Genomic DNA, 3,688 nt, shown 5'->3' with positions numbered 1-3,688 from the left:
ACCGGTCATCGGCCGCGGTTCTTCCAGGATGCAGTCACACGGATCAAAACACCCTTGTTGAAACGTGCTGTTGTCGTTGAGCATATACGGCGTGATCTCCGCCGGCGGCACCGGCGCGGCAATCACCCGGATGATGGTGTCGTAGCAATGGAAACCATTACGCGACACCTTGATGTCGATTTCCGGCCCTTTGCTACCCAGTGGTACGGCATCGCTGAAAAAATGCACCGGCGGCCCGCCGTCGAATGACAGCTCGAGCTGCAGTTCCTGCAACGGTTTCTGACCAAAATTGGTGACCTTGTAAACGCCCGACCCGGTAATGGTCTGTAACGGATTGTCCAGATCGCTGAGCGTCCAGTAGAGAGCGGAAATCTCGCGAAAGTCGAACACGTCACCTGGCATCGCATCGCCAAGTTCGAAGGTGCCGCGTACCGTGATTTCTTCGCCATAGTCGGGACAACGGCACGGCGCCATGCAGGTTTTTTTGAAGGTGGCCTCCGCCGCCAGCCGGTACAGCGTCTGCGCCTGCGCGATGCCGGCAGCCAGCGCCAGCACAAGAAGAATAAATTGCAGCAGGATGCGCGACACGCAAATCTCCGGCCACCCGGATAACCCAATTATAGCTCTTCAGCGAAGAAGCGTTCGCTATCCCGCATCATTGTTAACTACTGCGGTCCTTAAGTACCAGGCCGGCGGCGTAGCGGCGCACCTGGTTGGCCTGGTCGTTGCGCGCCAGGTAAGCGATCGTGTCCATTGCATCGGGATAGATTTCCAGGTTTTCGCCCAGGTATCGCACCATGTAAAAACGGGTGCGGACTACCGGTTCGCCGGCGATGGCGGAATTGACCAGCGCCAGTGATTCGGTCGAGGCGTTGCCGGCCTTGTACAGGCCGACGGCGATCGATGCCCGGACGGTGGGGTCGCGTTCTGACCGCAGCTGTGTGGTTAGTGCCTGCACGGCGTTGTCGGCTTTTATCCGTCCCATGGTCTCGGCGGCGGTTGCGCGAACGGCCGGTGAACCATGATCCAGCAGCGGCTGTACGCTGTCGGCGAAGCTGCTGTCGGCGGAATTACCGATTGCTTTCAGCGCGATTTCAATGTCCCGTTCGCCGCTGGCGCTGGCAAGCTTGCCAGCCAGCAGTTCGTTGACTTCGCCTTCGAGCTGCAAATCGTTCTCGCGTGACAGGCGGCCGACAGAGCCGGCTGCCAGCAAGGCGGTTTCCTGCAGTTTCCACGGGCTGCCGCTGACGTCCGCAATTTCCGTCATGCGCACCAGCGCATCGAGGCTGGACTTGCTGATCTTCTCCGTGCTGCCCAGCGCAGACACCGCACGAATCCGGTTGAAATGTTCTTCGGCAGGGTCCTCGGACATGAAGCTGAGAATTTCCTGCGCCTGTCGGGTGCCGGCCCGTGCCAGCGCGTGTATCAGTCGCGGCTCGGCCGAAGCATTGAGCCCGGGCGCGTCGAGCACATCGCGAACGCGGTAGGCAAACTCCGGCTCATCGACCAGTAAGTCGATAATCTCTCGCAAAACAGTGGGGTCATCAGCCTTGTCGCCGTTGAGGTCGGCCAGCAGGCTTTCGAGGCGCTGTGCGCGACGTTCCTGCAGCGATGCAAGCTCATCTTCCGTTGCTTCGGGTACCACGCCGACCGCTGCTTTCTCGGCATCGGCCAGCATTGCCAGCCAGCTTGCCCCCTGCAACAGGGCCAGGTCGGCAGACGGTGTTGTATTTGTCAGCTGGATTTCGATCCGCAGCTTGTTGTCGATTGCCGCGCTGTCACCGGTGCCAATGAGCATATGCTCATCCGCCAGTGCGGTGGTAATCCAGCTGGTGCCGGGTTCCAGCCGCAGGGTGATAGCCGACTGCTTCAGTCCTGCATTGCCCAGCGACTGGTCGACAGACGTGTAGCGCAGTTTTTCCTTGACGATGCTGCCATCGTCAGCAAGCTGGTAGCGGGCAAGATACTGGCCGGTGTTGTGCGTCTCGGTCGCCGTCCAGGTCAGGTGCCCGTCGACAAACTGGGTTTCGCCAGCAGCGGGCAGCACCAGCTGCACCGCGCGGATGATCTCGGCCAGCATGGTCCTTTCAGTCGCGTCGACTTCCTGCGGGAACTCGACATCGACAATACGGCCGTCCGGCGCGAAGGTTGCGACGAATGGCGGTGCCAGGCGCTGCTGCAGTTCCGCTACCGGGTTGCCGGCGACCCGATAGTTAACCTGATCGAGCTGAAAGCCCACGCGGGTCCCGGTGTCGGACACCGGGAACACGCGCAGGTTAAGGAAGGCATCCATGTCCTGCACCAGGGCAACAGGCCCCAGCTCGGGCAGGAGCTCTAACTGTACGGTCGATTGCATCGAAACGCTGTAGCGCTGCACGTCACCGGCCTGCCAGGCCAGCTGCGGCAGCGCCACAGTAGTCTCGAGAACCGGCCCGGGAGGCTGTTGCCGGCCGTCGACGTAAATGAAGACTACGACAGCGGCGAGCAGCAGCGAGGTTCCCAGGCCTGCAAGTTTGCGAATCGTTGTTCTTTTCATTGTGTCGTCCTCAGAACATCGTCACAGTTGTGTCATCGGTTGCACAGAAGATCACGTCCTTTCGTGGTGCGTTGGCCGGACCAAGCTTGAGGATGTTCTTGGTGTACTTCAGCGTGTAGTCACCGAGCCAGTAATCGATGGTGACCTTTGCATAGGCATAGATCTTGCCTTGTGGCCCCGTGAGCGTGTTGACGAGGTCACTGCCAACGGTGAATTTGATGTCAGTCGCATTCATCTTGTCGAGATCCGCTACTGCGCGGCCGATCAGATCATTCTGGATCAGCGTGGCGCTGCCACCGACACCTGCCGAGGCGATACTGAAGCCGACGCCTGCCTTGACGTCTGCGCCAATGCTGGCCCAGTGTCCCGCGCTGGCTTCAAACGCTGACGTGTCCAGGTTGCTGTGGTCACCGCACGGCACTTCAGCCCTTATAGTGAGGCCTGATGCCCCGGATACGGAGAAATCCACATTGACTGGCACTGGACCGACCATGAACTGCTTGTTGCCACCCTTGCCGGTACCAATGGCCCAGCATTCGCGCATGCACTGGTTGTACCTGTCGCGTTCGTCGTCGTCGTCAGGATTCCAGCGGAAGCAGTTGCTGCCAGCTGCCGTCGGGCAAGTTGAACCGCCAACCTGCCAGTAAGAGGCGAAGCCCTCACCGGTGAGCGGATTGCATGGCAGGCCTTCCGTCGTGCCAGCCAGTACCACTGCCCCGAGCAGCGACAGATCGGTTTCGAACAGGCAGTCGCCACCCCAGGGTTGCGCCTTGCCGCCGGCTTCCATGCCGGCCAGTTCGAAGGATTGACCGAACAGCGTGACAGGTACGCCGGCCTCGACGCCGGTGTAGGCGCCGCGGCTGCCGTCAACGCCGGACTCTACGTTGGCCCAGACTCCCGCTGAGAGGTACTTGGTCCGGAAGCCCTTGTCAAAGCCGCTGGCAAACGTGAAGCCATCAGTGGTGGGTTCAGTCGGTGGCGGGACGGGATTCATGATCACGTCAACCACGGTCTCGTCACTCACGTCGATGCCCACCGGTTCGAACCGGTCGGTAATCACGTTGTAGTTGCTGTCCAGTGGCGTGAGCGTGACGTTGATGCCCTGGTTGCTGTCGTCGAGGCAGGTAACGAAGTCGTCAAAGCTCGCCGGCA

3 protein-coding genes are annotated in these 3,688 nt (G+C 60.6%); all 3 read right to left on the bottom strand.

Annotated features, from left to right (window positions below):
- The coding region (locus HKN06_00015; GenBank protein ID NNF59689.1) for a hypothetical protein at positions 1-588 on the bottom strand (588 nt) is incomplete at its 3' end.
- A gap of 73 nt (positions 589-661) precedes the next feature.
- A complete protein-coding gene (locus tag HKN06_00010) occupies positions 662-2,536 on the bottom strand; it encodes a hypothetical protein (GenBank protein NNF59688.1) in 1,875 nt (624 codons plus the stop codon).
- Positions 2,537-2,546: 10 nt separating this feature from the next.
- Positions 2,547-3,688: hypothetical protein (locus tag HKN06_00005; protein NNF59687.1), on the bottom strand; the 1,142-nt coding region annotated here is incomplete at its 5' end.

Source organism: Gammaproteobacteria bacterium, assembly GCA_013003425.1.
Lineage (GTDB): Bacteria > Pseudomonadota > Gammaproteobacteria > Steroidobacterales > JABDKV01 > JABDJB01.
Note: the sequence above shows the minus strand (reverse complement) of the source record. Positions and strands in the feature narration are given on the sequence as shown.

Excerpts from the sequence above, each read along its gene's own strand:
- HKN06_00010 (NNF59688.1), bottom strand. The coding sequence starts at position 2,536 with ATGAAAAGAACAACGATTCGCAAACTTGCAGGCCTGGGAACCTCGCTG.